The sequence below is a fragment of the Arthrobacter sp. R-11 genome (genome assembly GCF_049913155.1).
In the GTDB taxonomy this organism is placed as follows: Bacteria; Actinomycetota; Actinomycetes; order Actinomycetales; family Micrococcaceae; genus Arthrobacter.
In genome coordinates this window covers 1,182,365-1,207,628 of the sequence record NZ_CP183979.1, presented here as the reverse complement: position 1 = coordinate 1,207,628, position 25,264 = coordinate 1,182,365, and the positions used below count along the sequence as shown (strand labels likewise).

Sequence of the window (25,264 nt, the reverse complement as noted above, 5' to 3'; positions counted from 1 at the left end):
ATGGATTTCGGAAACATCTTCTCTCTGGCCCTCGGCGAAATCGCCACTCCGACGACGGCGGCCTACGCCCTTGCCGCGCTCGGCCTCGCCGTGCACTTCGGCTACTCAGGCCTGCTGAACTTCGGCCAAGCAGGTTTCATGGCGGTGGGCGCCTACGGCTTCGCCATTTCGACGCTTACCTTCAAGGTTCCGTTCGTGGTCGGTCTGCTGATCGCGCTGCTTTCTGCCGTCCTCTTCGGCCTCCTGCTCGGTGTACCGACCCTGCGGCTGCGCGCCGACTACCTGGCCATCGTCACGATCGCCGCGGCGGAAATCATCCGGTACATCGTCACCACCAACACCTTGTTCAAGATCACCGGCTCCGCGGACGGCTTGTCCTCCTTCCAGCGGGAGTTCGATTCCTTCAACCCCTTCCCGCCCGGAACCTACATCTTCGGCTGGAGCAACCGGGACTTCTACGTCCGCGTCGTCAGCTGGATCATCGTCATCCTGTGCGCGGTGATCGTCTGGCTGCTGATGCGCAGCCCCTGGGGCCGGGTCCTCAAGGGCATCCGCGAGGACGAGAACGCCGTCCGCTCGCTGGGCAAGAACGTATACGCCTACAAGATGCAGGCGCTCGTGATCGGCGGCATCCTGGGTGCTCTCGCCGGGCTCCTGTTCACCCTCCCCCGCGGATCGGTGCAGCCGGCGAACTACGCGACCGAGCTCACCTTCTTCCTGTGGACGGTCCTCCTGCTTGGCGGCATGTCCACGGTGCTTGGCCCGATCGTCGGGGCCATGATCTTCTGGGTGGTGCTGTCCCTGACCCAGAACCTGCTTGCCGGACTCATCGAGTCCGGTGCGGTCACGTTCCTCTCGATCGTCCAGGCCAGCCAGCTGCGCTTCATCCTGGTGGGCATCGCACTGATGCTCCTGATGATCTACAGGCCGCAGGGCGTCTTCGGTAACAAGAAGGAGTTGGCGTTCGCATGAGCACGACCAACGGTCAGAACCCTGACAACATCGATTACATGACCGATTCCCGGGCTATCGCCATCGGCGAAAACCTCCCCGGCTGCAAGAAGCGGGACCCGATCGTGGTGGCGGACAACGTCAGCCGGAACTTCGGCGGCATCAGCGCCGTCGACGTCGAACATCTCGAAGTCCCGCGGCACAAGATCACCGCCCTGATCGGCCCCAACGGCGCCGGCAAGACCACGCTGTTCAACCTGCTGACCGGCTTCGACACTCCCAACTCCGGGGCGTGGACGTTCGAAGGCAACAACATCGCCGGTGTCTCTTCCTACAAACTGGCGCGCATGGGCATGGTGCGCACCTTCCAGCTGACCAAGGTGATGGGCAAGCTGACCGTCATGGAGAACATGCGGCTCGGCGCGGCCAACCAGCCCGGCGAGCGGCTGTCCAAGGCGCTGTTCAAGAACATCTGGGGCGGCCGGGAACGGGAAATCACCAAGCAGGCCGACGTGCTGTTGGAGAAGTTCAAGCTGGACGCCAAGAAGGACGACTACGCGGCCTCCCTGTCCGGCGGCCAGCGGAAACTGCTGGAAATGGCCCGCTCCCTCATGGTGCGACCCAAGCTGGTGATGCTGGACGAACCGATGGCCGGCGTCAACCCCGCGCTCACCCAGTCCCTCCTGGACCACATCAAGAACCTCAAGGCCGAAGGCATGACCGTCCTGTTCGTTGAGCACGACATGAACATGGTGCGGCATATCGCCGACTGGGTGGTCGTGATGGCGGAAGGGCGGATCGTTGCCGAAGGCCCGCCGGGCGAAGTCATGAAGGACCCCGCCGTGATCGACGCCTACCTGGGCGCCCACCACGACGTCGACCTCGGCGACGCGGAAGGCATCCGGGAACTCGAGGCCGAACTGGAAGCGGACGAAGAATCGATCGTGGGAACCGAGAATGCCGGCATCATCGCGCCGGAGGTCATCGAAGCCCACCTGGAAGAGGAGGAAGGCAAATGAGCGCCACCAGCGCCATGCCGGCTGCGGGCAGCGCGCCCACGGAGGACGCCGTCGTCAAGGTCACGGACCTCGTGGCTGGCTACCTGCCAGGCGTCAACATCCTCAACGGCTGCAGCATCGAGGCCCGCAAGGGGGAACTGATTGGCATCATCGGTCCCAACGGCGCCGGCAAATCGACCTTGCTCAAGGCCATGTTCGGCCTGGTGAAGGTGCACTCGGGCTCGGTGGTGGTGCACGGCAGGGACCTCACGGGGCTCAAGGCCAACAAGCTGGTCTCCCAGGGACTTGGCTTCGTGCCGCAGACCAACAACGTGTTCGCGGCGCTGACCATTGAGGAGAATCTTCAGATGGGCATGTTCCAGCGGCCCAAGGCCTTCGCGGAGCGCTTCGACTTTGTCACCGAGCTCTTCCCGGAGCTCCGCAAGCGCCGTGCGCAGCGCGCGGGTTCGCTCTCCGGCGGTGAGCGCCAGATGGTGGCCATGGGACGGGCCCTGATGATGGATCCGGCCGTGCTGCTGCTGGACGAACCCTCGGCAGGCCTCTCCCCCGTCAAGCAGGACGAGACCTTCCTGCGGGTCCACGAGATCAACCGGGCCGGCGTGTCCGTGATCATGGTGGAACAGAACGCCCGCCGCTGCCTGCAGATCTGCGACCGTGGCTACGTCCTGGACCAGGGCAAGGACGCGTACACCGGAACAGGCAGGGAGCTCATGAAGGATCCCAAGGTGATCCAGCTGTACCTGGGCACCCTTGCAGACACCGTGGAGGGCGAAGGCCAGTAAGGCCGGAACTCAGAGCCACAGCAACAAGGAAGCCCCGGAGCACTCGCTCCGGGGCTTCCTTGTTGACTGGAGGGGCCGGCCTACAGCTTGCCGAACTCTTCCTGGACCGGGCTCAAGGTGTTGTCATCTTTGTACTCGTAGATACCGATGTAGGCTTCCGTGGGGTCGCCGGCGTCGGAGAAGGTGACCGGACCGGACTTGCCGTCGTAGTCGATGTCCTTGCCGTTGCGCAGCAGGGTCACGCAGGAAGCGAAGTCGGAGCACTTCTCGCCGCCTTCTGAAACATCCTTGAGCTTCTTGGCGATGTCCACGCCCTTGGTGCTCTTGGCTGCTTCGGAGGCCAGCGCGATCAGGTTCACGGCGTCATAGGACTCGCCACCGTAGGTGAAGTCCTTCAGCTTCGGGTCCACCGTCAGGAGCGACTTCTTGAAGGAGTCCTTGGTGAAGGTACCCGGGAAGGTGCCATGGGCCCCCGTCATGGTGCCTGCCTTGAAGACCTTGCTGTAATCGGAGGTGTTGCCGTCCACCAGGAACAGCTGCTTGCCGGGAATGCTCTTGGCGCTCAGCAGCGGAATGATGGACTTTGCTTCGTCGAAGGTGATCAGCACGATCGCATCCGCCTTGGCAGCCACCACCTTGTCCACCTGGGCCTGGAACTGGGAATCGCCAGTGTTGAACAGCTCTTCGGACACTACCTTGCCGCCGGCGGCCTCGAAGGATTCCTTCACGTACTTCTGCAGGCCCGTCCCGTAAGCGTCGTTAAGCACGATCATGCTAACGGTCTGGACGCCACAGGAGGCGATGTAGTTGCCGAGGACCTTGCCCTGCAGGACGTCCGACGGGGCGGTGCGCCAGTAGAGGCCCTTGTCGTCCCACGCCGTGAAGTCCGGAGAGGTGTTGGCGGGCGAGAACTGGACGACGCCGGCACCGGTGATCTGGTTGATCACGGTCTTCGACACGGCGGAAGACGCGGCACCGATGATGGCCTGTGCCCCGCCTGCCAGCAGGGCGGAGGTGGACTGGGTGGCGGTATCGGTCTTGGTATCGCCGGAATCCCGGTGCGTCACCTGGACAGGCTTGCCCAGCACGCCGCCTGCGGCGTTGACTTCCTTCACGGCGAGGTTCACACCGGCGATTTCGGGCGGGCCCAGGAAGGCCAGGCTGCCGGTAGTCGGCAGCAGGGAACCCAGCTTCAGGGGGACGTCCGTGGTAGTGGTGGACGGCGGCACCGGCCCGGTGGAGGGGGCTTCGCTGCTGCCTGCGCTCGCGCTTGCGCTCGGCGCCGGGCAGGCGATGCCTCCGGCTGCCACCGGACTGGACGACGATGCGCTGGGTGCCGGCGAACCACCGCAGGCCGTAGCCAGGAACGCGACGCCGATGCCAAGCACAGTGAGCTTGGCTGCACGCGGAGCCGCGTGGGAAAGGTCAAACATATGTTTGTCTCCTCGATCGAAGGTGCGAACTGCCTTTGATGCGATAGATCAGGTAGTCCCTGAATACGACTCAAACTAGTGCAATCGGACCGGGAAGATAAGTGAATCAGGTCACATCCCTATAACACTCGTTGCCTGTGGGGAATCCTGTTCCGGGCGCGGGAGTAGTGTCTGAATTTTGTGGATTCGCAGGGAGCCCGACGGCGGAAAGACGACGCGTCGCTTGTGCCCCAGCAGGGACTCGAACCCTGACTTTGCGGATTTTAAGTCCGCTGCCTCTGCCAATTGGGCTACTGGGGCGCCCGCATAATCCTAACCCAGCGCCCGCGTCGCACCCGGCTGCTCAACGGGACTAAAGCCGTCCGAAAGGCGCGGCGTAGCGGAAGGTTCCCCGGCCGCCGTCGGAAGTAACGCCGTCGGGCATGCCGGAAAGCGGCAGCACCTGGAAATGCGCGCCCCAGGCCGGATCCGGAGCCTCGATGCCCACGGAGGCGGCGGGAACGTAGCCGAAGCGCGGGTAGTACACGGTGCTGCCGAGCAGGGCGATGCCGGCCTCCCCCGCGGCCTCGGCACGGCGGGTAGTTTCGCGCAGGAGGGCCGAGCCGATCCCTCGCCGCTGCAGGTGTGGCTCCACGCTGATGGGACCGAGGCCGAGGAAGTCGAGACTGTCCACGGCGCCTCGCGTGCTGATGACATGGCCCACGATCTCGCCGCCAAGTTCGGCCACGATGCTGAAATCGGGAAGGTACTCCTCGCAGTCGAACAGTTCCTTCAGGAGCCCTACTTCAGCGGGGACTCCGTCCACCGGCAGGCCGGTGACCGGACTGATCGAAAAGGCCGAGGCGGTCAAGGCCAGGATCGCGTGGCGGTCCGCCGGGACCTCTCCGCGCAGCACCAGCCCCTGCTGCAGGAGGGCAAGGACCTCCATCGCATGCTCTGCCTGCCCCGTGGGCACGAGGAGGTGGTCGTGGTGGAAGCCGGCCAGGACGTTGCAGCTGATCCCGGCCGCGCCAAGCGCGGAACTGACGGCCGCCGTCAGGCCCACGGCTTCGAGCGCGGAGTGGACTTGCAGGGTGATCCAGGCGGCCGCGAAATCGTAGGCGAGACCGAGCCGTTCGGCTTCGTCCCGGTGCAGGACCACCGTGAGGCCCTCGGCTTCGCGGACAGCGGCCTCGATGCCGCCTTCCAGCGGCTTGCCGTGCGGCCAGAGCGCGTAGACGTACTCACCTTCGCGGAGCACGGGATGCATGGACGCCAGGAGCGCTGCCAGATCAGTTTCGCCTGCCATGGCAGACAGTCTATGGCCGCGCACGCGCCCGCGGCTGATACGACGACGGCGGCCGCCTCCCGTGTGGGGAGGCAGCCGCCGTCGATGGTTGGCTCTGCGCTACTTGGCGTCAGCGGTGACCGGCGCCTTCTCCTCGGCCGGGGCCGCGGGTGCCGGAGCGGCTGCGGGCTTGGGGGCCGGGGTGGCGGCAGCCACGAAGGCGCCGCGCGGGTTGTCCAGGTCGATCAGCTGGGTGGTGTCGCGGCCTGCGAAGAAGGCCAGGATCCAACCGAAGATCACACGGAACTTGCGCTCGACCGTGGGCATGGCCAGGCCGTGGTAGCCACGGTGTGCCAGCCAGGCGAGGCCGCCCTTGAGGCCGATGCGGCCCAGGAGGTTGATGTTGGCAACGCCCTTCCATTCACCGAAGCCGGCCACAGCACCGAGGTTCTTGTGCTTGTAGTCCGCCAGCGGCTTGTCCCAGCGGGAGGCCCACAGGTTCTTGGCGAGCTTCTTGGCCTGGCGCAGTGCGTGCTGGGCGTTCGGCACGCAGGTGCCATCCGGCAGTCCCTTGCCGGTGAGGTCCGGGACGGCTGCGATGTCGCCGGCTGCCCAGGCGTTCTCGACGATGCCCTCGTCGCCGCCGATGCGCAGGTCCGGGAGGACCTTGACGCGGCCGCGCGGTTCCAGCGGGAAGTCGGTGGAGCGGACCATCGGGTTGGCCTGCACGCCGGCGGCCCACACCAGGGTGTCCGCGGCGACTTCCTCGGCCGGGGACTTGTCCGGCATGTTGATCAGCTTCAGGGTGCCCTCGGCGTTGTCGAGGGAGGTGTTCAGCAGCACCTCGATGCCGCGGCTGCGCAAGTGCTCAACGACCCACTCTGCCTGCGGTGCGGTGACCTCGGGCATGATGCGGCCCATGGCCTCGACCATGATGAAGCGGACTTCCTCCTGCTTGATGCGCGGGTTGTTCTTGACCGCAGCGCGCGCGAGGTCTTCCATTTCGGTGATGCACTCGATGCCGGCGAAGCCGCCGCCGACGACCACGAAGGTCAGGGCCTTGGCGCGCGCTGCGGGATCGGTCATGGTGGAAGCGGCTTCGATGCGCTCGAGGACCTTGTTGCGCAGCGCAACGGCTTCCTCGATGGTCTTCAGGCCGATGCCCTTGTCCGCGAGGCCCTTGATCGGGAAGGTGCGGGTGATGGCGCCGGCGGCCAGGACGACGTCGAAGTACGGGATCTCGAACGGAGCGCCGCCGTCGGCCGGGGCAACAACCGCAGTGCGGTTGGCGTGGTCGATGCTGGTGACGCGACCCTGGATCAGCTCGGTGTGCTTCAGGTGCTGACGGTGGGAGACGACGGCGTGGCGCGCCTCGATGTTGCCACCGGCAACCTCCGGGAGGAAGGGCTGGTAGGTCATGTAGGGCAGGGGATCGACGACGGTGACGATTCCGCCGGCGTTCGCGATCTTCTTCTGCAACTTCAGTGCGACGTAAAGGCCGACGTAACCGCCGCCGACAACGAGAACACGGGGACGGTCAATAAGCTCAGGGGTGAGTGCCATGAATCCAGAATAGCGCACTTTGTGAAAATCTTCACTAACTGCATTTGAGGCCTCTCCGGGAAGCCCTTCGACTACTTCCTGGTGCCCGGCTCCACTGCGTCCAGAGTGCCTGTTTCCGGTTCGGCGGGGGTGCTCCGGTAGACCCTGCGCAACTGGATTCCGGCACCTGCGACGATCGCGATGAACAACACGCCGAAGCCGACGACCACCACGCCCGGAAGGGCGGTTCCCGCATCAGCCGGGGCTTTGGCCGCGGGGACGGTGGGATCCGGCAGGGTGGGTTTGGCGCTTGCCTTCTTCGTCGGGCCGGGCTCCTGCGTGGGAGTGCTGAAATCGCCGCGCCGGTGGACCCGGATCCATTCGCTGATGGAACCCAGGGGGTTGCGCTTGGCCTCCGGGACGCTCGTGGTCAGCGCTGCCTTGGCGTCCAGCACCCCATAGCCGTAGATCGGGTCCTTGCCCTTCACGCCGGCGTCCCTGGCGGTGCTGACGATCCTGTTTACTACCTGCTTGGCGCTCATGTCGGGCCACTTGGAGCGGATCAAGGCGGCCACGCCAGAGACGATCGGGGTGGCCCCGGAGGTTCCCGCCCAGTCGGCGTAGCGCCCGCCCGGCATGCCGCCGACGAGTTCCTCGGCGGGGGCCGCAACACCGATGCTGATGCCCTGCGATGACGAATCCACGCTCGCGTTGCCGTCCCTGTCGAGGCCGCCGACTGTCAGCACGCCGGGGATCGTGGCGGGGGCTCCCACCTGCACGTTGCCGCCAATGCGGTTGCCTGCGGCAGCGACGATCACCACGTCCTTCTGTTCCGCGTACAGGAAGGCCGCGTCCCAGCTCTGCGGCCACTCCGGCGAGGTGCTGCCGAGGGAGATGTTGATGACCTTGGCGCCGTGGTCCACGGCCCAGCGCACGGCTAGCGGGATCTGTTCCTGGTCGGTCTTGCCGGCGGGGTTCGGCGAGCCAAGCCACGTGGACACGGAGAGGATGTCCGCTTCAGGCGCGACCCCGATGATGCCTTCCGTACCCCCGGTGGTGGCTTCCGAGCCGGAGGATGCGGAACTGGCCTTCTGGTGGCCGCGGCCGGCGAGCAGGGTGGCAACGAGGGTGCCGTGTTCGGGCTTGGCGCCGATACTCTTTTGCCCGTCCGGATTGCCTGCACCGGACACGTCGGTGCCGCCGACGACCACCCCCTTCAGGTCCGGGTGGCGTCCGTCCACGCCGCTGTCGATGATCGCGACTTTCACCCCGGCGCCCTTGGATTCCTTCCAGGCTTCGGAGATCCCGGATTCCTTGAGCCAGTATTCCTTGTCCCGCCAGGTGTCGGCGGCGGCCGGCTGCGCCGTGGCCAGGCCGCCGGCAGCCAAAACCGCGGCGAGCCCGGTGGAGGCGAGCAGGCCGGCTAGCCTGGCAGTAAGGGTGCGCGGCCGCCGCCGTGGTCCGGAGGCCTTCGGCAGGAGCGTCATCAGCGGATCCCCCATTACGGAATGCTCAGCGCTATGCCGTCGAGGATGTCGTGTTCGCTGGAGGTGGCACCGATGATGGTTCCGGCGCTGGCCTGCGCGAGCCGCTGCAGGATGCGTCGCCAGACCAAGGCACCGGCTCCGATGACGTCCACCCGTCCGGGGTGCATGTACGGCAGCTTCGCCCGCTCTTCCCGGCTCATCTCCAGCAGCTCGGTGGCGGCCTTGCTGATCTGTTCGAGGTCCAGCGTCGCGCCGTGGATCCGGGCAGGTTCATAGCGTTCCAGGCCAAGCGCGTGCGCAGTGATGGTCGTGATAGACCCGGCCACGCCGACGACGGCGGTGCTGCGTTCCAGCGGAACGGTGCCGGCCGCGAGGTCGATGGCGTCGTCGACGTCGGCCTCCGCCGCGGCGATTTCCGCCGCGGTCGGCGGGTCGCTGCGCAGGTGCCGCTCGGTGAGGCGTACGCAGCCGATGTCCACCGACTTCGCCGCGATCACGCCATCGGCGTCGCCGAGCACAAACTCGGTGCTGCCGCCACCCAGGTCCACCACCAGCACCGGGTCCTTGCCGCGCGAGGGCAGCACGCTGCTGGCACCGGCGAAGGACAGCGCGGCTTCCTCGTCACCGGACACGACTTCCGGCTCCACGCCGAACAGCTCCCGGATGCCGTCCACGAAGACCTGCCGGTTGCGTGCGTCACGGCTGGCCGAGGTGGCAACGAAACGGACTTCGCGGGCGCCGTGCTCCTTGATCAGGCGGGCGTAGTCGCGGCTTGCGTCGAAGGTCCGCTCCAGGGCTTCGGGCGCGAGTTCGCCGGTGGCATCCACGCCCTGGCCCAGGCGCACCACGCGCATTTCGCGCACGACGTCGCTCAGCGGGGCGCCGTTTGCGTCGGCCCCGTTCACATCGGCAATGAGCAGGCGGATGGAGTTGGTGCCGCAGTCAATCGCAGCCACGCGCTTCATGCAGTGCCTTCTTCCGTGGTCTTGGTCTTGCGGATGGGTGCGGGGCGGCCCACGATCCCGGGCAGTCCCTGCGGTCCGTGGCGGCTGAGGTCCTTGGACGGCGCTTCTCCCCCGGTCTCCCAGGCGCCGTCGCAGTAGCAGCGGTCCTTGGTCCACCACTCCGCGATGGCATCCAGTGCCTCGTCGCCCAGGGGGTTGACGCCCGGGCCTGCGGCCAGGGAGTGCCCCACGAGGACATGCAGGCATTTGACGCGGGTGGGCATGCCGCCGGCGGAAACCCCGGCGATTTCCGGAACCTCGCCCGTTCCGGAGCGGCCCGCGATCTCGTCCCGGGCGCGCAGGTAGGCCTCGTGCGCCCCGCGGTAGGCCTCGGCCAGTCCGGAATCGGCGGAAAGGCGGTCGTTCATCTCGTTCATCGTGCCACCGGCTTCCAGCCGGGACACGGCGGAGGTGATGACCGGGTGCGTCAGGTAGAAGGTGGTGGGAAACGGGGTGCCGTTGCTCAAGCGGGGTGCGGTTGCCGCCACCAAGGGGTTGCCGCAGACGCAGCGGGCGGGGATCTCCACCACATCGCGCACGGGCCGGCCTAGCTGGCGGCTCAGGACGTCCAGGTCATGTGCCGAGGGCGTGCGGGATTCCTCCGTCGCAGGGGCCGTGTTCTCTTGCACTGGCGCTGCCACCTTCCTGCCCTGTTCTGCCGTTCCCTCCAGGGCACGACGGCGGCGGGCACCGCGTCTAGTCTGTTGCCGAGCGTCGGATCGACTCCCACAGGCCATCCACCCAGGGCAGGTTTCCCGGGGTTCCGGACGCTCCGTTGCCGGTGCGGCCACCGGGGGTACCGGCGGGAACATCCGCACCAAATACCCAGTAGCCCGTTTCACCCGGCATAACCATGTTAATGCGGTCGCGTGCCTGCTGCTTGACGTAGTTGGGGTCCTGCCAGCGCGAGAGCTGCTTTTTCAGCTCCTGCTGCTCGGCCTGCTTGCCCGCGATTTCGGCCTCCAGCGCGGAGATCTCCGCGCGTTTCTCCAGGAAGATCTTCACCGTGGGAGCGAGCAGGACCGTGATGGCGATCATGACGACGGCCAGCGCCAGCATGCGCCCCGAGAAGGCTTTGGCCGGGACGGGGTCGTCGCCGTCCTTGGCCGGGCCGCCGGCTTTGCCGCTGGTTTTGGAGATCACCGGCATCGGCGCGGCTTTGGCAGGGGCAGCCTTCGACGCCTGCCCCTTCGGCTTGGCGGCGTTGGCACCGCGTGCCTTGGCGGGCGACGACGGAGCGGGGGTTTCCTGAGGGGAGCTTGCGGGCGCTGTGCTTGCCGGAGCTGTGGCCGCTTTGCGGGGCTCGCCGAAGTCTGCCCGGATGACATCGCCGCCGTCGGCCTTCTGCTGCGGCCGGCCGAGGGCGTCAGCCCTAGGGACTTTGGGACGGCGGGTTGCCATGACACTCCTGTACTGCCTGCTTGTACTACTTGGTGCTTGCCCGGCGGCTTGCTGCGTTCGATGTTCCGCACGGCCGCCCGGATCGCGGGAATTCCCTGGTATCGCGGGTGTTCCCTTAAACGGAACCGGTGGCCATGGTCTTTCCACCATAGCCACCGGTCAGCCGTTTTCGCGGATGCTAGCCCTTGAAACGCGGGAACGCGCTGCGGCCGGCGTAGCGTGCGGCGTCGTCGAGTTCCTCTTCGATGCGCAGCAGCTGGTTGTACTTGGCAACGCGCTCGGAGCGGGCCGGGGCACCGGTCTTGATCTGGCCGGCGTTGGTGGCGACGGCGATGTCAGCGATGGTGGTGTCCTCGGTTTCGCCGGAGCGGTGCGAGGTGATGGTGGTGTAACCGTTGCGCTGTGCCAGGGACACGGCGTCGAGGGTCTCGGTCAGCGAACCGATCTGGTTGACCTTGACCAGCAGGGAGTTGGCCGTGGCGGCGTCGATGCCCTGCTGGAGGCGCTCCGGGTTGGTGACGAAGAGGTCGTCGCCCACCAGCTGGACCTTGTCACCGATCGTGTCGGTGAGGATCTTCCAGCCTTCCCAGTCGTTCTCGTCCAGCGGGTCCTCGATGGAGACAAGCGGGTAGTCGGCAACGAGCTCGGCGTAGTAGGCGCTCATGTCGGCAGAGCTGAGGGCCTTGCCTTCGAACTGGTACGCGCCGTCCTTGTAGAACTCGGAGGAAGCGACGTCCAGGGCCAGGGCGATGTCCTTACCCGGGGTGTAGCCGGCCTTCTTGATGGCTTCCTGGATGAGGTCCAGGGCGGCACGGTTGGAGGGCAGGTTCGGGGCGAAGCCGCCCTCGTCGCCGAGGCCGGTGGCCAGACCCTTTTCGTTCAGCACGGACTTGAGGTTGTGGTAGACCTCGACGCCCCAGCGCAGGCCCTCGGAGAAGGTCTCGGCGCCGATCGGGGCGATCATGAATTCCTGGATGTCGACGTCGGAGTCGGCATGCGAACCACCGTTGAGGATGTTCATCAGCGGCACCGGCAGGACGTGGGCGTTCGGGCCGCCCAGGTACTTGTACAGCGGCAGGTCGGCGGAAGCGGCGGCGGCGTTGGCCACGGCCAGGGAAACGCCCAGGATGGCGTTGGCGCCGAGCTTGCCCTTGTTCGGGGTGCCGTCCAGGTCGATCATGGCCTGGTCGATGCTGCGCTGGTCGGTGGCGTCGAAGCCGATCAGGGCCGGGGAGATTTCGTCGATGACGGCGTCGACGGCCTTCCGGACACCCTTGCCGAGGTAACGGCCCTTGTCGCCGTCACGCAGTTCGACTGCCTCGTGCTCACCGGTGGAGGCACCGGAAGGAACCGCGGCGCGGCCGATCTGGCCGTCGGAGAGCAGTACCTCTACTTCTACGGTCGGGTTTCCGCGGGAATCAAGGATCTCGCGGGCGTGGATGGCATCGATAAGCGCCATGGATTGCTCCTTATGGTGAAGCGATTTACTGGGAATCTAGAGGGAAAGTCTCGACGTCCTCGTCGGCACTAGCCTAGTCGAGAGTGGCCAAGGTTACGGAACGGTTTCCTCGAAGGCACCTCACGCGGTCCCTTCCCCGTCCCCCTGGTAGCGGCGCACCGCCCCGCGAAGGGCCCGTTCGGCGTCGAATCCCTGCTCCCGCGCGGCGGCGGCAACGGCGAGCAGGTAATCGCCGAGTTCCGCTTCCGTCGCGTGAACCGGGACGGGAACGACGGCGGGAGCCGGCCTCCCCGCCCGGCCAGCCCTTTCAGCCCGGTCCAGGGATTTCTGCGCGAGCGCGAGCGCCGGCAGGTGCGGCGGGATGCCTTCGAAGGGATCGCTCCGCCCGGGTTTTTCGGCTTTCTTGACGGCGTCCCATTTCTGCACGATCTCCTCGACCGTGGCAGGGAAGGATTCCTGCAAGGTGCCGTCGGGCCGGAACACGTGCGGGTTCCGGCGGACCATCTTCGCCGCGATGGCCCGGGCGACGTCGTCGAAATCGAAACGGCCGTGCTCCTCGGCGAGCCGGGCGTGCAGCACCACCTGGAGCAGGACATCGCCAAGCTCGCCGGCGAGTTCCTCCTCCTTGCCCGCCTCGATCGAGTCCACTACTTCGTAGGCTTCCTCGATCAGGTACTCCACGAGCGATTCGTGAGTGAGGGCACCCATCCAGGGGCAGTGCTCGCGCAGGGCCGCTATTACCTCCACCAGGCGGGAAACGGCTCCCCCGGCGGGAACGCCGCCGGGGGAGCCGTTTGCGCCGGACACCGGTTGGTCAGCCGGCAAGGTTGGCGTAGGCGTCGTTGATGTATTCGACCAATGCTTCCTTCTCGTCCAGCGAGAGGAAGGAGGCCTCGGCGGCGTTGAGGGTGAGCTCCAGCAGGTCGTCGAGGTCGTAGTCGAAGGTTTCCACTAGCAGCTCGAACTCGTTGGTGAGGGTCACGCCGCTCATGAGGCGGTTGTCGGTGTTGACCGTGACGTTGAAGCCCAGCTGGTACAGCATGTCGATCGGGTGGCTCTCGATGCCCTCGCCGAACTCAGCGATCGCGCCGGTCTGCAGGTTGGACGACGGGCAGATCTCCAGGGCGATGCCACGGTCGCGGACCCAGGCGGCCACCTCGCCGAGGGTCACCATGCCCACGGCTTCCTCGCCGTCGTTCTCCGGGTCCATGTCCTCGAACTCCACGGAGATGTCCTCGGCGATCCGTACGCCGTGGCCCAGGCGCAGTGCGCGGCCGTCCACGAGCGCGGAACGGATGCTGTCCAGGCCCGCGGCTTCGCCGGCGTGCACGGTGGCCGGGAAGTGCTGCTCAGCGAGGTAGGTGAAGGCGTCCTTGAAGCGCGACGGCGGGAAGCCGTCCTCGGCGCCGGCGATGTCGAAGCCCACGGCCCCGTTTTCGCGGTGGCGGACGGCGAGCTCGGCGATTTCCTGGCTGCGGTCCGCGTGGCGCATGGCCGTGATGAGCTGCCCCACCTGGATGTCGCGCCCTCGTGCGGCCACGGCTTCCACGCCGGCTTCGATGCCTTCCTGCACGGCATCCACAACCTCGTCCAGGGTGAGGCCCTTCTGCAGGTGCTGCTCCGGCGCCCAGCGCACTTCACCGTACACGACGCCGTCGTCCGCGAGGTCCTCGACGAATTCCTTGGCGACGCGCACCAGTGCTTCCTTGGTCTGCATCACGGCGATGGTGTGGTCGAAGGTCTCGAGGTAGCGGACCAGGGAGCCGGAGTCCGCGGACTCGCGGAACCATTCGCCCAGCGCCACGGGGTCCGTGGACGGCAGGGTGTGGCCGACGGCTTCGGCGAGTTCAATGATGGTGGCCGGGCGCAGTCCGCCGTCCAGGTGGTCGTGAAGGGAAACCTTGGGCAGGTTCTTCAGATCGAAATCAAGGGCAGGGGCGGCATCAACAATGGGTTCAGTCACGGTCTAAGACTAGCGTGCAGGGGTCCCCGGAAATGCTGTCACCCGGCGTCCGGGATCCGGGCTGCTTCTTTCTCGTCCTGCACGTCCGTCTCCGGCACCGACGCTGCGGCGTCCTTCTTTTCAAGGCGCTTGTGCCACCAGCGCAGTGCGTGGTCCACGACGAAGCCAAGGACGACGGCGAACGCCACCGCGATGCCGACGCCCAACAGGGGGTTGTTGTGCACCCAGCGCCCCGCGAGCAGGCCGACTCCGATCGAGTAGCCCACCCAGGTGAGGCAGGCGAACGCGTCCAGGAAGAAGAAGGTACGGTGCCGGAACCCGGTCTGCCCGGCGACGTAATTGACGGCGACGCGGCCCCAGGGGATGTAGCGGGCGGTGAAGATGAGCACGGCTCCGCGTTTGCCGAGCTCATACTGGGCCCAGGCGAACATCTTCTTAACCTTCGGCCGCCGCATCCATTTCCAGCGTTCCAGGCCGATCTTGCGGCCCAGCAGGTAGGCCATGTTGTCCCCCGCCATCGCGCCGACGAGGGCGGTGGCTCCGAGGATCCAGAGGTTGGGTTCGCCGTGGTGCAGGGAGAGAGCCGACAGGCCCACGATGGCCGTTTCGCTGGGCAGGATCGTGGCGAAGCCGTCGATGAAGAAGAACACCAGGAGCACGGGGTAAATCCATGGTTGCCCGGCGGCGTGCTCAAGCATCTGGTTCAGGAATTCCACGGACGACGGCTCCTAGTACTGACCGGGCGATCTGACCGGAGGAATAAGGGTTGGACAGCTTGTCCAAGTGTCCCACGGCCGGCGCGCCGTTCGCTACGCCCCGGCCGTGGGAATCACCGCTTCCAACGCTATCCCGGGAGGCCGCCTCGGAGGGTCCCCCTGCGGGGTGATCTTCCGGCGTCGGGCACCTCATACCCAGGGTTGAGCCGGCACCAAAGGGTGGGATCAGGCGGCGTCCAGGTCCTCGGGCAGCGGGCCGCGCACTTTGCTGATGATCCGGTCCACGATCACGCCCAGGATCACGGCCGCGACGATCGCGATCACGGCGCCCAGCAGGTGGTTGTGTTCGAACCACTGGCCGAAGAAGACGCCGATCCCCACGGAGTAGCCGGACCACAGCACCGCGGAAAGTCCGGTCAGGGCGACGAACTCCCCGTGCCGGAAATGCGTGGCGCCCGCGGTGAGGTTGACGGCCACCCTGCCGACCGGAATGAAGCGTGCCACCAGGATGAGCGAAGCTGCCCGACGGCGGAGCTCCCGCGACGCCCAGCGGAACGCCCCCTGCATGCGCTGGGTCCGCATCCACCGCCAACGCCTGGTCCCTATCCTGCGGCCAAGGAGGTAGGCGATGTTATCGCCGCTGAAGGCACCGATGGCCGCGACCAGGACGAGCATCCACCCGTTGGGCACCCCGGCCGTAGCGGAGACTGCGGCCAGGCCCACCACCACGGATTCGCTGGGGATCGGCGGGAAGAAGCCGTCGATCAGGCAGCAGGCGAGGACGAGGAACAGGACCCAGGGTTGCCCGGCGGCTGCGAGGATGAAGTCGTTGATTGCCTGCACGGTTTCCTAGGCTATCCGGTCCCTAGGCGATCCGGTCGATAATCAACCGCTGTGCCGGGCGGGAGCCTTCCGGTCCGATCACAACTGCATCCTGCAGCGCTTCCTTGGCGCGCCCGAACTTCTCCGGGGTGTCGGTCAGAAGGGTCATGAGCGGTTCGCCGGCGCGCACATAGGCGCCGGGCTTGGCGTGCATCCGCACCCCGGCACCGGCCTGCACGGCGTCTTCCTTCCGGGCCCGGCCGGCCCCGAGCCGCCAGGCAGCGACACCCACGGAAAGCGCATCCAGTTCCAGGAGCACGCCGTCGGCCGGGGCGTAGATGACCTCGGACTCCTTCGCCACCGGCAGCGCGGCCCTCGGATCGCCGCCCTGGGCCTCGATCATCCGGTTCCAGGCGTCCATCGCACGGCCGTCCTTGAGCGCGCCAGCGGGATCGGCGTCGTTGATTCCGGCGCAGGCGAGCATTTCCTCGGCGAGCCGGACGGTGAGTTCGACGACGTCTTCCGGGCCGCCGCCGGCCAGCACCTCCACGGATTCCTCCACCTCGATGGCGTTGCCCGCCGTGAGGCCCAGCGGGGTGTCCATGTTGGTCAGCAGCGCCACGGTGTTCACGCCCGCGTCCGTGCCCAGGGCGACCATGGTCTCCGCCAGCTCCCGGGCCCGTGCCTCGTCCTTCATGAAAGCGCCGGAGCCCACCTTGACGTCCAGCACCAGCGAGTCCGTGCCTTCGGCGATCTTCTTGCTCATGATCGAGGAGGCAATGAGCGGGATCGCCTCAACCGTTCCCGTGACGTCGCGCAGGGCGTAGAGCTTCTTGTCCGCCGGCGCCAGGCCGCTGCCGGCGGCGCAGATAACGGCGCCCATGTCCTGCAGCTGGTCCAGGATTTCCTGGTTGCTCAGCGCGGCCCGCCAGCCGGGAATGGCCTCGAGCTTGTCCAGCGTGCCGCCGGTGTGTCCGAGGCCGCGGCCGGAGAGCTGCGGCACGGCCACCCCGAACACCGCCACCAGCGGTGCGAGCGGGAGGGTGATCTTGTCCCCCACGCCCCCCGTGGAGTGCTTGTCCACGGTGGCCTTCACGCCGCCGTCGGGACGCCGCAGGCCGGAGAAGTCCATCCGTTCGCCCGAGGCGATCATCGCCGCCGTCCAGCGGGAGATTTCCTCCCGGTTCATGCCGTTGAGCAGGATGGCCATGTTCAGGGCGGACATCTGCTCGTCGGCAATGACGCCGCGGGTGTAGGCATCGATGGTCCAGTCGATCTGTTCGGGGGTCAGGGTTCCCTTGTCCCGCTTGATGGTGATGATCTGTACTGCGTCGAATGGTTCATTTGCTTGTGTCATCGAAATCCTCCAGATTTTCCGGACCAAAGGCATCGGGCAGCACCTGGTCCATGCTCTTGATGCCCTGCGTCGTCATCAGCTGCATCCCCGGCGCCCGGAATTCGTAGAGCAATTGCCGGCAGCGGCCGCAAGGCATGAGCACGGCGCCCTGGGCGTCGACGCAGTAGAAGGCCGCCAGGCGACCTCCGCCGCTCATGTGCAGTGCCCCCACGAGCGCGCATTCGGCGCAAAGGGTGAGGCCGTAGCTGGCATTTTCGACGTTGCAGCCGCTGATGATCCGGCCGTCCTCGGTGAGGGCTGCCGCCCCCACCGGGAACTTCGAATATGGCGCGTAGGCCCGTTCCATGGCGGCGACAGCTGCCGATTCCAGGGCTTCCCAGTCCACGTACCTTTCGGCCAAGGCTCAGCCCTTCACGTACGGTATGCCGCTGGCCGCCGGTGGCCGGGACCTACCCACAAGTCCGGCGACGGCGAAGATCGTCACCAGGTAGGGCAGCATCGCCATGAACTGGCTCGGCACCGGAGTGCCGATGATGCCCAGGATGGACTGCAGGTTGTAGGCGAAACCGAACAGCAGGGAGGCCAGGAAGGCGCCGATAGGGTTCCACCGGCCGAAGATCAGGGCTGCCAGGGCGATGAAGCCGCGGCCCCCGGAAATCTCCTTGGTGAAGGAATCGATGGTCACCAGGGTGAAGATGGCGCCGCCGATGCCCGCGATCGCACCGCCCAGTGTGACGTTCCAGAATCGGGTGGCGTTGACGTTGATGCCGAGGGTGTCGGCCGCCTGGGGGTGCTCGCCGACGGCGCGGACGCGCAGGCCCCAGCGGGTCTTGAACAGGCCCACCCACACAACCGCCACGGCCACGTACATGAGGTACCCGGCGACCGACTGCTCGAACAGGATTGGGCCGATGATCGGAATATCGGACAGCAACGGGATCGGCAGGATGTCCAGCCGGGCCGGGGTGTTGAACAGTTCCTTGTCCGGCGCCATCACGGTACCGAAGAGGAAACCAGTCAAGCCGGACACCAGGACATTCAGCACCACGCCCACGATGATCTGGTTGACCAGGTACTTGATGCTGAACACAGCGAGCACCATGGATACGAGGGCCCCTGCCGCGGCTGCGGCGAGCAGGCCGACGTAGGCGTTGTGGGTCACGGTGGCCACGAGCGCGGCGGTGAAGGCACCGCCCAGCAGCTGGCCTTCGATGGCGATGTTGACGACGCCGACCCGCTCGCAGAGCACGCCGGACAGGGAACCGAAAACCAGCGGCACGGCCAGGGTCACGGAACCGGCAATCAGGCCAGCCAGCGAGATCGAGGGTTCGCGCGCGCCTGCGACGATCCACACCAGCAGGGCGAAGACAAAGGCCACGGCGAAGACGATCGGCAGCCACTTGGGCGAGCGCTCTCCCCTGCTCCACAGGTAGACGGAGTAGGCGGCCATCGCCAGGAGGAGGATTGCCAGGACGATCCCTCCGGCCTGGCCAGGAATCTGCAGCGCGGGAAGGGCGATTGCGTCGCCCTGCTCGCTGATCTTCATCTCGGCGGTCCTGCCGGGCCCGAGGAAGCCGAAGAACACCAGGGCCACGAGGGAAAGCACCCCGAGCGAAACGGGAACCTTCAGCGACGGGCGGACCGCCGTCGTCGGCCCTGCGGCGCCGGACGCCGGCTTGGGCGCGGTTGCGGTGGTCATTTGGCACCTCCGGTGGCGACGGCGGCCTTCGCCGCAGTCTTGGCACGCTTCTTCCTGGCGGGGTTCAGCCCGAAGATCGAGCGGATCAGCGGAGGAGCGGCGATGAACAGGACGATAAGGGACTGGACGACGAGCACGATGTCGATCGGCGTGCCGGTCTGGATCTGCATTTGCACGGCACCGGCGCGGAACGCTCCGAACAGCAGGCCGGCGAAGAAGGTGCCCCATGGGGTACTGCGTCCCAGGAGCGCCACGGTGATCGAGTCGAAGCCGATCTGCGCGGCGACGCCGTCGGTGAGGACCTTCTCCGTGCCCGCCATCTGGGCGATCCCGCCGAATCCGGCCAGCGCCCCCGCCATCGCCATCACGAGCACGGTGGCCCTCTGGACGTTGACGCCGGCAGTCCGTGCCGCCGCGGGGTTTGCGCCGACTGCCCGGAACTCGAAACCGATGGTGGAGCGGTTGAGCAGCCACCACACCCCGACGGTCAGTGCCACGGCGACCAGGAAGCCCAGGTGCAGCCGGGAGCCGGGGATGAGCTGCGGGTAGACCGCAGTGTCATCGAGTCTTGGCGAAATCGGACTGTTGTCGCCAGGACGGCGGAAGGCGGCGGTATTGAGCAGGAAGTCCAGCAGGAACAAGGCCACGTAGTTCAGCATGATGGTCACGATGACCTCGTGCGCGCCGGTCCTGGCCTTGAGGATGCCGACGATGCCGCCCCAGATGGCACCACCTATCACGCCCATCACGATCACCACGAGCAGGTGCACCACGAGCGGCAGGTGCCAGGTAAAGCCGGCATAGGCGCCGAGCGTGGCGCTCATGATGATCTGGCCCTGGGCACCGATGTTGAAGAGGCCTGCCCGGAACGCCAGCGCGACGCCAAGGCCGGCACAGATCAGCGGGGTGGCCACGGTCATGGTTTCCAGCAGGGGCGAGAAACCTTGCCGCGGGTTGAACACGGAGCCTTGGAAGAGCGCAACGTAGCTGCGGGTCATGGCGCTCCACAGGGCGCCCAGGAAGTCGCTGGGCCGGGCGAAGAAGTAGCCTGCGGTCTTCGTCACGTTGGCGTCCGTGCTCGCGATCAGGATCCCGCCCAGCACCAGGGCGACTACCACCGCCAGGACGGAAACGAAGCCGTTGCCCATGACGATCCGGCGCAACAGGCTTCCCTCCGCGTGGCCGGTGTCCCCGCTTTGCGTGGAGACCGGCACGAGCGACGGTTCCAGGGTGCCGCCGGCTGTATCAAGCGCGACGTCGGCGGCCTGGACTTCGGCGCTGGACTCCCTTTCGGAGCCGGCCTGGGGAATAGGGTCCTTAGTTGTCATCGGAGCCTCCTTCGGGGCCCACCCCGGCCATCATCAGGCCGAGGGTGTCTCGAGGGGTTCCGGCGGGGACGATGCCCACCAGTTTGCCCTTGTAAAGTACGGCGATTCTGTCGGCCAGTTCGACCACCTCGTCGAGTTCCGTGGAGACGATCATCACGGGAGTGCCGGCGTCGCGTTCGGCTACGATCCGGCGGTGCAGGAACTCGATGGAACCGACGTCGACACCGCGCGTCGGCTGGCTGGCGATAAACAGGCGCAGCGGCCGGGACAGTTCCCTGGCCATGACCACCTTCTGCTGGTTGCCGCCCGAAAGCGTCCCCGCTGCCGAGCCTGGCGAGGGAGTCCGGATGTCGAACTCCTTGACCTTGGCGGCGGCGTTTTCCGCCACTCTAGCGGGGCTCATGCTGACTCCCCTGGCGAAGGGTGCCTGGTCATAAAGGTCCAGGACCAGGTTTTCGGCCACCGAGAAGGGACCGACCAATCCGTCGTGGGTGCGATCCTCGGGGACGAAGCCGACGCCGGAGCGCAGCACCTCCTTGACCGGCAGGCCGAGCAGTTCCTTGCCGTCGAGGGTGACGGATCCCGCCACGTGCTCTTGGACGCCGAGGATCGCCTCGGTCAGCTCGGTTTGCCCGTTGCCTTGGACGCCGGCGACGGCAAGGATCTCGCCCTGGGCGATCTCGAAGCTGATCCCGTCCACCACGTTGGTTCCGTTGGCGGCCCGCACGGTGAGGTCCTTGACCACGAAGGTGGTTTCCTTGGGCTGGGCGGTGGCCTTGTCCAGGGTCAGGCTGACGGGGCGGCCCACCATCATGGACGCCAGCTCCGTGGGCGAGGCCGTCGGCGGGGCGTCGCCCACCACCTTGCCGCGGCGGATCACCGTTATGACGTCGGAGACGGCCTTGACCTCGCGCAGCTTGTGCGAAATGAAGACGATTGACGTTCCACCCGCTTTGAGCTGGCGCATGATGTCGAGCAGCTCATCGGTTTCCTGCGGAGTCAGCACGGCGGTGGGCTCATCGAGGATAAGCACCTTGGCCTGCCGGACCAGGGCTTTGATGATTTCGACGCGCTGCTGCACACCCACAGGCAGGTCTTCCACGAGGGCGTCGGGATCGACGTCGAAGCCGTATTGGTCCGAGATCTTGCGGATCTTCGTCCGGGTCTCCTCGAGGCTGAGAACCCCGCCAAGCGTGGTCGGCTCGGCTCCGAGGGCAACGTTTTCGGCGACCGTGAAGACCGGTACCAGCATGAAGTGCTGATGGACCATTCCGATGCCCGCTGCCATCGCGTCACCCGGTCCGCGGAAGGCCACGGCTTTCCCGTCCACCAGGATCTGGCCAGCCGTCGGCTCATACAAGCCGTACAGCACGTTCATGAGGGTTGATTTTCCGGCCCCGTTTTCACCGAGGAGGCAATGGATCTGGCCGGATTCGACGACAAGGTCGATGTCTTGGTTGGCGTAAAAGGATCCGAAGGCCTTCGAAATCCCCTTCAATTCGAGTTTCACAACTCCCACCGTTCTTTGAGTCCGAAAGACGGCCGCACTGGTCGTTCGCAGAACTTGAGCACAGCCTAGTTTGGGCAAAAACATGCCGCCAGTACCGAGGGCCGGTACCGGCGGCGTGTTTGCTGGAGTGCCTACTTCTTGGGGCTGGCCTTGGACTCGACCACAAGCTTGCCGGAAACAATATCGGCCTTCAGGGCGTCCAGTTCCGATTTGGTTTCCGCGGAAACAGCGGAGTCGAGGTCGTGGAACGGGGCGATCGCGACGCCGTCGTTGGCCAAGGTACCGACATAGGCCTCATTGGAGAACTTGCCGTCCTTGTCGTCCTTGACCACAACTCCAACGGCCTCGTCCATCTTCTTCACGATGGACGTGAGCATGAGGTCCTTGTACTCCGGTGCTGTCAGGAAGCCATCGGAGTCGACCCAGATCAGCTTGACGTCCTTGCCTGCGGCTTTGGCTTCCTTGAGCGCTGCGCCGGCGCCCTTTCCGACCGGACCGGCAACGGGCAGGATGATGTCCGCGCCCTGGTCCAGGAGGTTCTTGGTGACCTGCTTGCCGGTGTCCTGCTTTTCGAAGTCACCGGTGAAGGACCCGTCCTGGGTGGTCTTGTCCCAGCCGACCACCTGGACGCTCTTGCCCTTGGCCTTGTTGTAGGCCTGGACGCCGTCGTAGAAACCGTCCATGAAAATGGTAACGGTGGGGATCTTCTTGCCGCCGAAGGTGCCTACCTTGCCGGTCTTGGACGTTGCCGCTGCCGCGTAACCCGCCAGGTAGGCGGCCTGTGCGGTGTCGTAGACAATCGGCTTGATGTTGGCGATCGGCTTGTCGTACGCGAAGTCGATGATCGCGAAGTGCTTGTCCGTGTTGTCGGCGGCGGCCTTCTTGGTGGCGTCGCCGAGGAGGAAGCCGACCGTGACGGTGAGGTTGCAGCCGGCGCTCATCATGCCGTTGAGGTTGGTCTCGAAGTCGCTGTTCGACTTGGATTCGGCCGATTTGAAGTTGATGCCGAGATCCTTCTCCGCCTTCTTCATGCCGTCGTAGGACGACTGGTTGAAGGACTGGTCGTCGAAGCCGCCGGAGTCGGAGACGATGCATCCGGTGTAGTTGCTGGCCGTCTTGCCGCCGGAGCCGGCGTCCGGGGCTGCGCCACAGCCGCTGAGCATGAGGGCTGCTGCACCTGCGGTGGCGATGCCGGCAAACGAACCGCGCTTGAGGGTGGCACGCAGTGATTGCTTCAATTTTCCTCCAGGAAGAAAGTGATTGATGCTACGACGGTGGGTCAATGAGTGTCCGTTTCGAAGACTCGGGCCTGAAATTCTGTTTTCACTGATGCTTCGCAGCATGCGCGGGAGCGCACTGATGTATCAAACACTAGTGGCGCAGGCCACACCATGGCATAACAAAAGCCCAACGATCCGCGGATTGTTGGGCTTTTGTTACTTTGCAGTAGGCGGCGTGCGCGAGGGCTCAGATCCGCACGAGCATCTTGCCCGTGTTGGCTCCATCCAGCAGGTCGATGAACGCCTGGGGCGCGTTCTCCAGCCCGTCCACGATGGTCTCGTCGTAGCGCACGGTTCCGTCCGCGAGCCACGCCGCCATCCGCCCGGCGAATTCTGCCGCATGCTGGCGCTGCCCGCCCACCAGGAATCCCCGGAGCGTGAGCTGCTTGCCGATCGCCACGGCCAGGTTGCGCGGGGCAGCGGGCGGCTCAGTCGAGTTGTACTGGGCGATGGCCCCGCACATGGCAACCCGGCCTCCGGGGTTCATGAGAGCGAGCGCGGCCTCGAGGTGTTCGCCGCCGACGTTGTCGAAGTAGACGTCGACGCCGCCCTCCCCCGCGGCAGCTTCCAGCTGCTCCAGCACAGGGGCGTCGCGGTAGTTGAACGCGGCGTCGAAGCCCAGTTCCAGCAGGCGTTCCACCTTCTCCGGCGTTCCGGCACTGCCGATCACCTTCGAGGCACCCATCGCCTTGGCGATCTGCCCCACGATCGAACCCACTGCGCCGGCGGCGCCGGACACGAAGACGACGTCCCCGGCCTTGAATTCGGCCACCTTGAGCAGGCCGGCGTAGGCGGTCAGACCGGTCATCCCCAGCGCCCCAAGGAACGCCGAATGCGGTGCCAGTCCGGCCGGTACCGGCGTCGCCGCAGCGGCGTCCACCACCGCGTACTCCCGCCAGCCGCTCTGGTGCACGACGACGTCGCCCGGCTTGTGCGCGTCCGAACGGGACGCGATCACCTCACCTACGGCCCCGCCGTCGAGCGCTTCATCCAAACGGAAGGGGGCCGAGTACGACTTGCTGTCGTTCATCCGGCCGCGCATGTACGGGTCAACGGACATGAACTCGTTCCGGATCAGGAGCTGCCCGTCCGCCAGCTCGGGGATCCCGGCCCCGGCGAGGCGGAAATTTTCCGGCACGGGGCGGCCCTGGGGTCGGGAGGCGAGCTGGATCTCGCGGCCGTTCAGCGGAAGGGGCTGGCTCATGCGGCCACCTCCACGAGCTTGATGTCGACGTCGATGTTCCCGCGCGTCGCGTTGGAGTAGGGGCAGATCCGGTGGGCCTTGGCCACCAACTGTTCGGCGGTTTCGCGGTCGAGTGCCGGGAGCGCGATCTCTAGCTCGGCGGCGAGGCCGTAGCCTTCACCGCCTTCAAGGGCGCCGAAATGGATCCTGGCAGCGACCGCGGAATCACTGAGGTCCACCCGCGCCTTGCGGCCCACCAGGCGCAGCGCCGAGTGGAAGCATGCGGCGTAGCCGGCGGCGAAAAGCTGTTCCGGGTTGGTGCCTTGGCCGTTGCCGCCGAGTTCCACGGGGCTGGCAAGTGCCACGTCCAGCTTGCCGTCCTTGCTGCGTGCGTTGCCGTCGCGGCCTTCGCCGGTGGCCAGGGCCTCCGCGGTGTAGAGGGTTTTCACGGTACTTTCCGTTCTGTCGTTCGGGATTCTTGGAGGTGTTCCAGCTGGGGAGGCCGGAGGCCTAGTGCTTGTCCGCTTCCTGCAGCGCGGCGGTAAGCCGGAGCAGGGTTCCGTGCAGTTGCTCCAACTCGCCGGCGCTCAACCCGGCGGCGTCTGCGAGCCTTTTCGGCACGGCGGCGGCGCCTTCGCTGAGTGCGCGGCCTGCGTCGCTGAGGTGGACCTCGACGCGCCGTTCGTCTTCAACCGAACGACGGCGTTCCACGAGGCCGAGTGCCTCAAGCCGCTTCAACAGCGGGGACAGCGTGCCGGAGTCGAGTCCGAGCGCGGTGCCCAGTTCACGGACCGTGCGGGGCTCTTCCTCCCAGAGCACCAGCATCACGAGGTACTGGGGGTAGGTCAGGCCGAGCGAATCGAGCACGGGCCGGTAGACCGCCGTCGCCGCCTTCGAAGCGGAGTACAGCGCAAAACAGACCTGATGGTTCAACCGGGGTGCGTCACTCATGAAGAAAACAATAGACCACAATTAGATTGTGCACAACTCAATTTGGCCGAAGTAAGCGCGAACGTACAGTTGAGGCCCTCAAATCGCGTGATTCAGGGCCTCAGCTGTAC

24 protein-coding genes and 1 tRNA gene are annotated in these 25,264 nt (G+C 66.3%); 3 read left to right on the top strand and 22 right to left on the bottom strand.

Annotated features, from left to right (window positions below):
* From ACN9M4_RS05430 to ACN9M4_RS05420, 3 genes are read left to right on the top strand one after another with little or no spacing between them, the layout of a single operon-like run.
* A complete protein-coding gene (locus tag ACN9M4_RS05430) occupies positions 1–972 on the top strand; it encodes a branched-chain amino acid ABC transporter permease (protein WP_426302539.1) in 972 nt (323 codons plus the stop codon).
* Positions 969–1,970, top strand: a complete 1,002-nt coding sequence (locus ACN9M4_RS05425; RefSeq protein ID WP_426302538.1) for an ABC transporter ATP-binding protein — start codon at positions 969–971, stop codon at positions 1,968–1,970. The genes ACN9M4_RS05430 and ACN9M4_RS05425 overlap by 4 nt, the downstream gene beginning before the upstream one ends.
* Entirely contained in the window at positions 1,967–2,752 is a 786-nt protein-coding gene (locus tag ACN9M4_RS05420; protein ID WP_426302537.1) for an ABC transporter ATP-binding protein, read from the top strand. The genes ACN9M4_RS05425 and ACN9M4_RS05420 overlap by 4 nt, the downstream gene beginning before the upstream one ends.
* A gap of 80 nt (positions 2,753–2,832) precedes the next feature.
* Here the strand turns inward: ACN9M4_RS05420 and ACN9M4_RS05415 are convergent, their stop codons facing one another.
* The 22 genes from ACN9M4_RS05415 to ACN9M4_RS05310 all read right to left on the bottom strand — a co-directional run bounded on the left by ACN9M4_RS05415 (position 2,833) and on the right by ACN9M4_RS05310 (position 25,154).
* The gene (locus ACN9M4_RS05415) at positions 2,833–4,185 is read right to left on the bottom strand and encodes an ABC transporter substrate-binding protein (RefSeq protein ID WP_426302536.1); all 1,353 of its coding nucleotides are present in this window, start codon (positions 4,183–4,185) and stop codon (positions 2,833–2,835) included.
* A 226-nt stretch (positions 4,186–4,411) separates the two neighbouring features.
* Positions 4,412–4,485, bottom strand: a tRNA-Leu gene (locus ACN9M4_RS05410).
* Between the two features lie 52 nt (positions 4,486–4,537).
* Complete coding sequence (locus ACN9M4_RS05405) at positions 4,538–5,473, bottom strand: N-acetyltransferase (protein WP_426302535.1); 936 nt, start codon at positions 5,471–5,473, stop codon at positions 4,538–4,540.
* A 99-nt stretch (positions 5,474–5,572) separates the two neighbouring features.
* Positions 5,573–7,015, bottom strand: a complete 1,443-nt coding sequence (locus tag ACN9M4_RS05400; RefSeq protein WP_426302534.1) for an NAD(P)/FAD-dependent oxidoreductase — start codon at positions 7,013–7,015, stop codon at positions 5,573–5,575.
* Between the two features lie 71 nt (positions 7,016–7,086).
* Positions 7,087–8,496 carry a S8 family serine peptidase gene (locus ACN9M4_RS05395; protein WP_426302533.1) on the bottom strand — a complete coding sequence of 470 codons (1,410 nt, stop codon included), beginning with the start codon at positions 8,494–8,496 and terminating at the stop codon, positions 7,087–7,089.
* Positions 8,496–9,446, bottom strand: coding sequence for an exopolyphosphatase (locus tag ACN9M4_RS05390; RefSeq protein WP_426302532.1), 951 nt, complete (start codon positions 9,444–9,446; stop codon positions 8,496–8,498). Before ACN9M4_RS05390 ends, ACN9M4_RS05395 begins: the two co-directional genes overlap by 1 nt.
* Positions 9,443–10,114, bottom strand: coding sequence for a DUF501 domain-containing protein (locus tag ACN9M4_RS05385; protein ID WP_426302531.1), 672 nt, complete (start codon positions 10,112–10,114; stop codon positions 9,443–9,445). Before ACN9M4_RS05385 ends, ACN9M4_RS05390 begins: the two co-directional genes overlap by 4 nt.
* A 67-nt stretch (positions 10,115–10,181) precedes the next feature.
* Positions 10,182–10,886, bottom strand: coding sequence for an FtsB family cell division protein (locus tag ACN9M4_RS05380; protein ID WP_426302530.1), 705 nt, complete (start codon positions 10,884–10,886; stop codon positions 10,182–10,184).
* 178 nt (positions 10,887–11,064) lie between these two features.
* Positions 11,065–12,345 carry a phosphopyruvate hydratase gene (eno, locus tag ACN9M4_RS05375; protein ID WP_426302529.1) on the bottom strand — a complete coding sequence of 427 codons (1,281 nt, stop codon included), beginning with the start codon at positions 12,343–12,345 and terminating at the stop codon, positions 11,065–11,067.
* Positions 12,346–12,465: 120 nt separating this feature from the next.
* On the bottom strand, positions 12,466–13,053 hold the full coding sequence (locus tag ACN9M4_RS05370) for a MazG nucleotide pyrophosphohydrolase domain-containing protein (protein WP_426303396.1): 588 nt from the start codon (positions 13,051–13,053) through the stop codon (positions 12,466–12,468).
* 106 nt (positions 13,054–13,159) lie between these two features.
* Complete coding sequence (locus tag ACN9M4_RS05365) at positions 13,160–14,308, bottom strand: adenosine deaminase (protein WP_426302528.1); 1,149 nt, start codon at positions 14,306–14,308, stop codon at positions 13,160–13,162.
* A gap of 38 nt (positions 14,309–14,346) precedes the next feature.
* Positions 14,347–15,006 carry a DedA family protein gene (locus ACN9M4_RS05360; protein ID WP_426303395.1) on the bottom strand — a complete coding sequence of 220 codons (660 nt, stop codon included), beginning with the start codon at positions 15,004–15,006 and terminating at the stop codon, positions 14,347–14,349.
* 243 nt (positions 15,007–15,249) lie between these two features.
* The gene (locus ACN9M4_RS05355; protein WP_426302527.1) at positions 15,250–15,867 is read right to left on the bottom strand and encodes a DedA family protein; all 618 of its coding nucleotides are present in this window, start codon (positions 15,865–15,867) and stop codon (positions 15,250–15,252) included.
* A gap of 22 nt (positions 15,868–15,889) precedes the next feature.
* The gene (locus ACN9M4_RS05350; protein WP_426302526.1) at positions 15,890–17,203 is read right to left on the bottom strand and encodes a thymidine phosphorylase; all 1,314 of its coding nucleotides are present in this window, start codon (positions 17,201–17,203) and stop codon (positions 15,890–15,892) included.
* Positions 17,187–17,549: a cytidine deaminase gene (locus ACN9M4_RS05345; RefSeq protein WP_426303394.1), complete on the bottom strand. Its 363-nt coding sequence runs from the start codon at positions 17,547–17,549 to the stop codon at positions 17,187–17,189. Before ACN9M4_RS05345 ends, ACN9M4_RS05350 begins: the two co-directional genes overlap by 17 nt.
* Positions 17,550–17,606: 57 nt before the next feature.
* Positions 17,607–18,902 carry an ABC transporter permease gene (locus tag ACN9M4_RS05340; RefSeq protein WP_426302525.1) on the bottom strand — a complete coding sequence of 432 codons (1,296 nt, stop codon included), beginning with the start codon at positions 18,900–18,902 and terminating at the stop codon, positions 17,607–17,609.
* Entirely contained in the window at positions 18,899–20,230 is a 1,332-nt protein-coding gene (locus ACN9M4_RS05335) for an ABC transporter permease (RefSeq protein ID WP_426302524.1), read from the bottom strand. Before ACN9M4_RS05335 ends, ACN9M4_RS05340 begins: the two co-directional genes overlap by 4 nt.
* Positions 20,220–21,740, bottom strand: a complete 1,521-nt coding sequence (locus tag ACN9M4_RS05330) for an ABC transporter ATP-binding protein (RefSeq protein WP_426302523.1) — start codon at positions 21,738–21,740, stop codon at positions 20,220–20,222. Before ACN9M4_RS05330 ends, ACN9M4_RS05335 begins: the two co-directional genes overlap by 11 nt.
* Before the next feature lie 131 nt (positions 21,741–21,871).
* Positions 21,872–22,978: a BMP family lipoprotein gene (locus tag ACN9M4_RS05325; RefSeq protein ID WP_426302522.1), complete on the bottom strand. Its 1,107-nt coding sequence runs from the start codon at positions 22,976–22,978 to the stop codon at positions 21,872–21,874.
* 229 nt (positions 22,979–23,207) lie between these two features.
* A complete protein-coding gene (locus ACN9M4_RS05320; RefSeq protein ID WP_426302521.1) occupies positions 23,208–24,224 on the bottom strand; it encodes an NADP-dependent oxidoreductase in 1,017 nt (338 codons plus the stop codon).
* Positions 24,221–24,652, bottom strand: coding sequence for an organic hydroperoxide resistance protein (locus ACN9M4_RS05315; RefSeq protein ID WP_426302520.1), 432 nt, complete (start codon positions 24,650–24,652; stop codon positions 24,221–24,223). The genes ACN9M4_RS05320 and ACN9M4_RS05315 overlap by 4 nt, the downstream gene beginning before the upstream one ends.
* Positions 24,653–24,713: 61 nt before the next feature.
* Complete coding sequence (locus ACN9M4_RS05310) at positions 24,714–25,154, bottom strand: MarR family winged helix-turn-helix transcriptional regulator (protein WP_426302519.1); 441 nt, start codon at positions 25,152–25,154, stop codon at positions 24,714–24,716.
* Positions 25,155–25,264 lie beyond the last annotated feature (110 nt).

What these genes read in the sequence shown, in the direction of transcription:
- ACN9M4_RS05335 (WP_426302524.1), bottom strand. Translation starts at nt 20,230, where the DNA reads ATGACAACTAAGGACCCTATTCCCCAGGCCGGCTCCGAAAGGGAGTCC.
- ACN9M4_RS05425 (WP_426302538.1), top strand. Translation starts at nt 969, where the DNA reads ATGAGCACGACCAACGGTCAGAACCCTGACAACATCGATTACATGACC.
- ACN9M4_RS05345 (WP_426303394.1), bottom strand. Translation starts at nt 17,549, where the DNA reads ATGGAACGGGCCTACGCGCCATATTCGAAGTTCCCGGTGGGGGCGGCA.
- eno (WP_426302529.1), bottom strand. Translation starts at nt 12,345, where the DNA reads ATGGCGCTTATCGATGCCATCCACGCCCGCGAGATCCTTGATTCCCGC.
- ACN9M4_RS05400 (WP_426302534.1), bottom strand. Translation starts at nt 7,015, where the DNA reads ATGGCACTCACCCCTGAGCTTATTGACCGTCCCCGTGTTCTCGTTGTC.
- ACN9M4_RS05320 (WP_426302521.1), bottom strand. Translation starts at nt 24,224, where the DNA reads ATGAGCCAGCCCCTTCCGCTGAACGGCCGCGAGATCCAGCTCGCCTCC.
- ACN9M4_RS05350 (WP_426302526.1), bottom strand. Translation starts at nt 17,203, where the DNA reads ATGACACAAGCAAATGAACCATTCGACGCAGTACAGATCATCACCATC.
- ACN9M4_RS05380 (WP_426302530.1), bottom strand. Translation starts at nt 10,886, where the DNA reads ATGGCAACCCGCCGTCCCAAAGTCCCTAGGGCTGACGCCCTCGGCCGG.
- ACN9M4_RS05370 (WP_426303396.1), bottom strand. Translation starts at nt 13,053, where the DNA reads ATGGGTGCCCTCACTCACGAATCGCTCGTGGAGTACCTGATCGAGGAA.
- ACN9M4_RS05360 (WP_426303395.1), bottom strand. Translation starts at nt 15,006, where the DNA reads ATGCTTGAGCACGCCGCCGGGCAACCATGGATTTACCCCGTGCTCCTG.
- ACN9M4_RS05415 (WP_426302536.1), bottom strand. Translation starts at nt 4,185, where the DNA reads ATGTTTGACCTTTCCCACGCGGCTCCGCGTGCAGCCAAGCTCACTGTG.
- ACN9M4_RS05420 (WP_426302537.1), top strand. Translation starts at nt 1,967, where the DNA reads ATGAGCGCCACCAGCGCCATGCCGGCTGCGGGCAGCGCGCCCACGGAG.
- ACN9M4_RS05390 (WP_426302532.1), bottom strand. Translation starts at nt 9,446, where the DNA reads ATGAAGCGCGTGGCTGCGATTGACTGCGGCACCAACTCCATCCGCCTG.
- ACN9M4_RS05310 (WP_426302519.1), bottom strand. Translation starts at nt 25,154, where the DNA reads ATGAGTGACGCACCCCGGTTGAACCATCAGGTCTGTTTTGCGCTGTAC.
- ACN9M4_RS05405 (WP_426302535.1), bottom strand. Translation starts at nt 5,473, where the DNA reads ATGGCAGGCGAAACTGATCTGGCAGCGCTCCTGGCGTCCATGCATCCC.
- ACN9M4_RS05430 (WP_426302539.1), top strand. Translation starts at nt 1, where the DNA reads ATGGATTTCGGAAACATCTTCTCTCTGGCCCTCGGCGAAATCGCCACT.
- ACN9M4_RS05340 (WP_426302525.1), bottom strand. Translation starts at nt 18,902, where the DNA reads ATGACCACCGCAACCGCGCCCAAGCCGGCGTCCGGCGCCGCAGGGCCG.
- ACN9M4_RS05395 (WP_426302533.1), bottom strand. Translation starts at nt 8,496, where the DNA reads ATGGGGGATCCGCTGATGACGCTCCTGCCGAAGGCCTCCGGACCACGG.